Source organism: Streptomyces sp. NPDC059477 (assembly GCF_042749375.1).
Lineage (GTDB): Bacteria > Actinomycetota > Actinomycetes > Streptomycetales > Streptomycetaceae > Streptomyces.
The window spans coordinates 1-5606 of the sequence record NZ_JBHYUG010000008.1; the positions used below are offsets into that span (position 1 = coordinate 1).

Annotated in this window: 5 protein-coding genes; all 5 read right to left on the reverse strand. The window is 72.0% G+C overall.

Annotated features, from left to right (window positions below; genetic code table 11):
• Window positions 1-1357, reverse strand: a 1357-nt coding sequence (locus ACFXAZ_RS06115) for an amidohydrolase family protein (RefSeq protein WP_384585780.1), incomplete at its 3' end; no start/stop codon positions are given.
• Window positions 1354-2748, reverse strand: coding sequence for a purine-cytosine permease family protein (locus tag ACFXAZ_RS06120; protein ID WP_384585782.1), 1395 nt, complete (start codon window positions 2746-2748; stop codon window positions 1354-1356). The genes ACFXAZ_RS06115 and ACFXAZ_RS06120, both read right to left, overlap by 4 nt.
• Before the next feature lie 218 nt (window positions 2749-2966).
• Window positions 2967-3725: an enoyl-CoA hydratase-related protein gene (locus tag ACFXAZ_RS06125; protein ID WP_384585784.1), complete on the reverse strand. Its 759-nt coding sequence runs from the start codon at window positions 3723-3725 to the stop codon at window positions 2967-2969.
• Between the two features lie 31 nt (window positions 3726-3756).
• Window positions 3757-4308, reverse strand: a complete 552-nt coding sequence (locus ACFXAZ_RS06130) for a hypothetical protein (RefSeq protein WP_384585786.1) — start codon at window positions 4306-4308, stop codon at window positions 3757-3759.
• The gene (locus ACFXAZ_RS06135) at window positions 4305-5552 is read right to left on the reverse strand and encodes an NAD(P)/FAD-dependent oxidoreductase (protein WP_384585788.1); all 1248 of its coding nucleotides are present in this window, start codon (window positions 5550-5552) and stop codon (window positions 4305-4307) included. Before ACFXAZ_RS06135 ends, ACFXAZ_RS06130 begins: the two co-directional genes overlap by 4 nt.
• Between the last annotated feature and the right edge of the window lie 54 nt (window positions 5553-5606).

Here is a 5606-nt window from a genome sequence, read left to right on the forward strand (position 1 = left end):
CGTCCCGCAACGCCGCCACCCGTCCAAAGAGTTCCTCCGCCGCGTCCTGCGCGTGCCGTCGTACGTCGTCCGCGTCGGCCGTGAGCAGGGCGCGGTCGGCCATCAGCCGGCGGCCTGCCACCCAGACGTTGTCCACGTCGTGTCCCGACGCGGAGAACACGACATGGGCCGCCGCGTTGAAGTCGGAGCCGTGCAGGAGGGGGGTGAGGTGGAGGGCGCGGAGGTCGAGGGTGATGATGTCGGCCTGTTTGCCGGGGGTGAGGGTGCCGGAGACGGCGGCCAGGCCCAGGGTCCGGGCCCCGCCGATCGTCGCCATCTCCAGGATGTCCCAGGGGTCGCCCGTCGTGGGGTCGAGGGTGGTGACCTTCTGGAGGAGGGAGGCGAACTTCATCTCCTCCACCAGGTCGAGATTGTTGTTCTCCTTCTCCCCGTCGGTGCCCAGCCCGACCGTCACCCCCGCGTCCCGCAGCCGCCGCACGGGCGCCGCGCCGGAGGAGAGCTTCATGTTGGAGCAGGGGCAGTGGGCGACCGAGGTGCCGGTCCGGGCGAGGAGTTCGATCTCCCGGTCGTCCAGCCACACGCAGTGGGCGACCACGGTGTCCTCGCCCAGGATGCCCCAGTTGTAGAACTGCTCGATCGGCCTGCGCCCGAACCGCGACAGGCTCTCCTGGACCTCCCAGACGCTCTCCGACGAATGGGTGTGGAAGCCGGTTTTCCAGGAGCGTGCGAGATCCACGGCCTTGCGGATGCCGGACTCCGTGCTGTACAGCCAGTGCTCAAGGCCCACCCACGCCCGGATCAGGGGATCGGCCCGATCCGCGACGGACTCCAGCAGGCGCAAGTTGCTGTCCAGCGTCTCGAAGTAGGTGTACGGCTCCAGATCCGCCGTGTAGGGGGCGAGCGTGGCCCGGATCCCGAGGGCCGCGGCCACCTCGGCGCCGCCCTCCTGGAAGCGCCACATGTCCAGGACGGAGACGGTCCCGGCGAGCAGGCCCTCGGTGTAGGCGAGTTCGGCCGCCGCCCGCGCGATCTCCGGGGTCATCGCGCGGTGCGCCGGGTCCACGTGGTACTTCAGCCAGTCCCACAGTGACAGTGACTCGGCGGTGCCGCGCAACAGGCCCGAGTGGAGATGGGTGTTGTGCAACCCTGGCATCACGACATGGCCGGTGGCGTCCACCGTACGGGCGCCCGCGCTCCGCGGGTGGGCGTCGACCTCGGCGACCGGGCCCACGGCGAGGATCCGCTCCGTGTCGAAGAGGACCGAGCCGGTGTCGAGCGCCCGGCGGCCGGGTTCCATGGTGAGGACGATGCCGCCGCGCAGCAGGGTCGGAGCCGTGTCGGTGAGGTGCTGGGTCATCGGTCCGCTCCGGTCCGCTGCCGCTCGCGCCCCGCCAGCACCGTGTACACGAGCGCCGCCACCACCGCGCCGACCAGCGAGGTGAGGTCTCCGGCGCCCGGGTACGCCTTCGCGAAGGGGCCGATGTAGATGTCCGCCTGGTTCATGAACGGGATCGCCGCGGCGAAGCCGACCACCCAGGCGATCAGCCCGGGGCCGAACCGGCGGCTGCGGTCGTAGAGCAGGCGGCGCAGTTCCTCGCCGCGCGGGCCGACCTTCAGCTGCACCAGCATGATGGCGACCCAGGGGCCCAGCCAGTAGCCGAGGAAGATCAGGAACGTCTCGAAGCTGCGGTAGTAGTCGTTCGTCCCCGCGTACCAGGCGGCGAGCACCCCCAGGCCGCCGACCGTCAGCGCCGACACCCAGCGCTTGACCGGGACCCCCATCACCAGCGTGGCCAGCGACGACGAGTAGATGTCGATACAGCTCGACGCCGCCGTCGACAGCATGAGGGCGATCATCGCGATCACCCCGAGCGCGGTGGGCAGCAGCCCGGTGATCAGGTCGGCGGGGCTGCCGATGATGGCCACGAGCCCGAGTGCGGCGCCCAGGACGCCCATCCAGGTGCCGCCGATGAACGAGCCGAGGAACACATGGCGCGAGACATCCCGGGGGCGGCTGTCGGCCGGGAGATAGCGGCTGTAGTCGGACGCGGCGGCGGCGAAGCCCAGACAGCGGGCGGCGCAGATCGCGGTCACCGTGGCGAAGGCGCCGCCGACCCCGAGCCGGGCGTCCGCGAGCCCGTCCACGGAGACCCCGAAGTCCACCCGGAACAGGGCGTACACGGTGACCACCAGGAACAGGACCAGCAGGATCACGGACAGGATCTTCTCCACCGAGTGGATCACGCGGTAGCCGAAGACGGCGATGGCGACGATGGCGACACCGAACCCGACACAGCCCACGGCGAACGGAATGTCCACCAGGGCCTGCACGGTGAACACCCCGAGGACCACACTCACGGCGAACCAGCCGGTCGCGGTGAGGAAGAACGCGGCGGCTGGCAGCAGATTGCCGAGATGCCCGAACGGGCCCCGGGACTGGACCAGTTGGGCCGCGCCGATCCGGGGACCGGCACCGGCCAGGACGGCCAGCGCCGCCGAGCCGAGGCCCGTACCCAGGACGATCGCCACCGATGCCCACAGCAGGTCGAGGCCGAAGACCGCGGTGGACAGGGCCCCCGCGGTCAGCGCCGCGAACTGCACATTCGCCGAGAACCACAGCGTGGTCTGGTCGCGCAGCCGGCCCGTGCGCTCATCGGGCCCGACCAGCTCGATGCCCTTGCTCTCGATCAGTTCGGGGGTGGCCGGGGGTGTCGTGGACCCCGTGCCGTCGAGGAGTTCTCTTTCCATGTCCGTGCACCACTCTCCAGCCGGTGCGGGGGGCACCGGCTCAGTGACTTGCTGAGCGGGATGAGATCTGGGGACGGCTGGTGGGGGACGGCCGGTGGGGGCGACGGTCGGCGGGTGGTCGGGGGACGGGGGGAGAGGGGGAGAGGCGGAGCAGGGAGAGCAGGGAGAGCAGGAGGGGGGAATGTGGGTGAGTGCGGGTGGGTCCGGGTGGGTGCGGGTCAGGTGCCGGTGAATTTCGGCTCGCGGCCCTCCTGGACCGACGCGAAGCCCTCCCGCAGGTCGCGTGTGCCGAACATCAGCTGGTAGCCCCGGCGTTCCAGTGCGATGCCCGCCTCGAAGGGGGCGTCCAGGCCGAGCCGTACGACCTCCTTGATCTGGCGTACGGCGAGACGGGGACGGGACGCGATCAGGGCGGCCAGTTCGACGGCCCGGCCGAGGGCGTCGCCCGCCACGACCTCGGCGACATACCCGAGGCGATAGGCGTCCTGGGCCGTCAGGGGCAGCCCGGTGAGCAGGGCGTACAGGGCGTTCTGGCGGCCGATGGCGCGGGGCAGGCGCTGGGTCGCGCCGCCGCCGGGGACCAGGCCGATGGTGACCTCGGGCTGTGCGAAGCGGGCGGCGTCGGAGGCGATGACGAAGTCGCACTGGGCGACGAACTCGTTGCCGCCGCCGAAGGCATCACCGTTCACGGCGGCGATCACCGGCTTGGCGCTGTACCAGAACGCCTGGTGGGTGTAGGCACCGATGGCGCCCACCACATCGCGGTCCGCCTGCTCGGCGAGGTCGGCGCCGACGGCGAAGACCGTCTCACCGCCGGTGAGGACGAGGGCGCCGACCTCGTCGTCCTGGTTCAGCTCGGCCACGGCGTCCGCCAGCAGCCTGCGGACCTCGGTGTTGAGGGCGTTGCGGACATCCGGCCTGTTCAGGCGGACGACCGCCACGCCGTCCTGGGGTCGGTCGACTTCTACGACGGCCATGGGGTGGCCCTTTCCATGTGTACGGGGACGGTCAGTGGTGGGAGTCGAAGGCGTCCATGTTGGGGTTGTTCTTCAGGCGCCCGAAGATCTCGGTGCCGTCGTTGATCCAGTGCGGGGCGTCCGGGGTGCCGGTGGCGCCGCCGAAGTCGGTGACGCCGATGAAACAGACCATGAACCAGATCAGTTCGGCGGCGAACATCTCCGGATGCTCGCGTGGGTCACGTCCGCCGACCCGCCGGGACCATTCGGTCATCGCCCTGGCCAGGTCGATCCGGAAGCCGAGCGTGACCGACGGGTCATCGGTGTCGTGGAAGGTCACCAGCAGCCGGTCCACGCCGTCCTCCACGACATGCACCACGTCCTCGAAGGTGAACGCGGGCCAGAAGGGGCGCTCATGGAGGAACTCGTCCTCGGCCGGGGCCCCGCCCGCCCGGCGGTTGGTGCGGTAGCGGTCGCTCAGCAGGGACCACATGCTGTCCCGGACGATGAGGTACTGGCCGCTGTCCGACCCGGCGCTGTCCGGCCCGGTGCTGTCCGACCGGGCGCTGTGCCCGGCCGTGAGGTCGCTGGGCTCGTCGCTCATGTCGTCTCTCTCATGCCGTGCGGGGACGGGGACGCGGCCGATGAGGTGGCCGGGGACTGGATCAGCGCCTTGGTCCGCATCACCGCGCGGGTGGCGTTGACCCCGGCCGCGGCGACCAGCCGCCCCTCGCGAAAGTACGTGACGAAGGGCCGTCCGCCGGGGCCCGTGGTGGCGACGCTGACCTCGTCATGGCCGCGCGCGTGCCCGGCCATCTGGTACTTGAGCCCGTACTGGTCGGACCAGAAGTACGGGATGTCGGCGAACACCGGCCGCTCACGCCCCTCCAGGTCGGCCAGCCAGCTCTCGACGGCGTGCCGGGCCTGCGCGGAGGCGTTGCTCCAGTGCTCCACCCGCAGCCGCCGGCCGAACACGGGGTGCGGCCAGTTGGCGATGTCCCCGGCGGCGAAGACGGACGCCCGCCCGGTCCGCAGCGTCGCGTCGCAGCGCAGCCCGTCGGAGGTGTCGAGCCCGGCGTCGCGCAGCCAGTCGCAGGAGGTGACCGCGCCGAGGCCGAGGACGACGAGGTCCGCGCGGGTGCCCGTACCGTCGTCGAACTCCACGGTGACCGGGCCGCCCGGCGAGGGACAGGTCAGTGCGGTGACCATCGTCGAGGCCCGCGTGACGACCCCGTGGGCCGTGTGCTGGTCGAGGCAGAACTCTCCCAGTTGCCGGCCGACGATGTCCTCCATGGGCAGGGCGCCGCTCGCGATCAGTTCGACCGGCAGCCCCAGTGTGCGCAGGGACGCGGCGGTCTCACTGCCGATCAGGCCCGCGCCGACGACGACCGTCCGGGGCCGCCCGGTGAGGCGGGCCCGGATCGCCGCCGCGTCGGCGAAGGTGCGCAGCGCGTGCACACCGGGCAGCCCGGCGAACGGCCGCGGCACCCGGGCCCGCATCCCGGTGCACACGAACAGGGCGTCGAAGTCGATCCACGTCCCGTCGACCAGGACACGGTCCGCTTCGGGGTCGAGCCGGGTGCACAGGGCGCGGTCCAGGCGGCGCAGCCGGATGTGGTCGGTGGGCGGCGGGGGCAGGGAGATACGGTCGCGGGCGAGCTTGCCCTGGAGGAACTCCTTGGAGAGCGCGGGCTTGGAGTAGGCGGCGACCCCCTCGTCCCCGCCCACCCATACGACGTTCCCGGTGAAGCCCCGGCGGTCGAGTTCCGTGACCACCGTGTGGGCGGCGGGTGTGCCCCCCGCCCCCACGACCGGGCGGAACGAGGTGGGGGGCGAGGGCGCGCCCACCCCCCCCCGGGGGGGGGGTCGGGGCGGGCGGGGGGGCGGGGCGGGGGGGGGGGG

Bases quoted from the DNA above. Each gene is read 5' to 3' on its own strand.
- ACFXAZ_RS06130 (WP_384585786.1), bottom strand. From the start codon at position 4,308: ATGAGCGACGAGCCCAGCGACCTCACGGCCGGGCACAGCGCCCGGTCG.
- ACFXAZ_RS06125 (WP_384585784.1), bottom strand. From the start codon at position 3,725: ATGGCCGTCGTAGAAGTCGACCGACCCCAGGACGGCGTGGCGGTCGTC.
- ACFXAZ_RS06120 (WP_384585782.1), bottom strand. From the start codon at position 2,748: ATGGAAAGAGAACTCCTCGACGGCACGGGGTCCACGACACCCCCGGCC.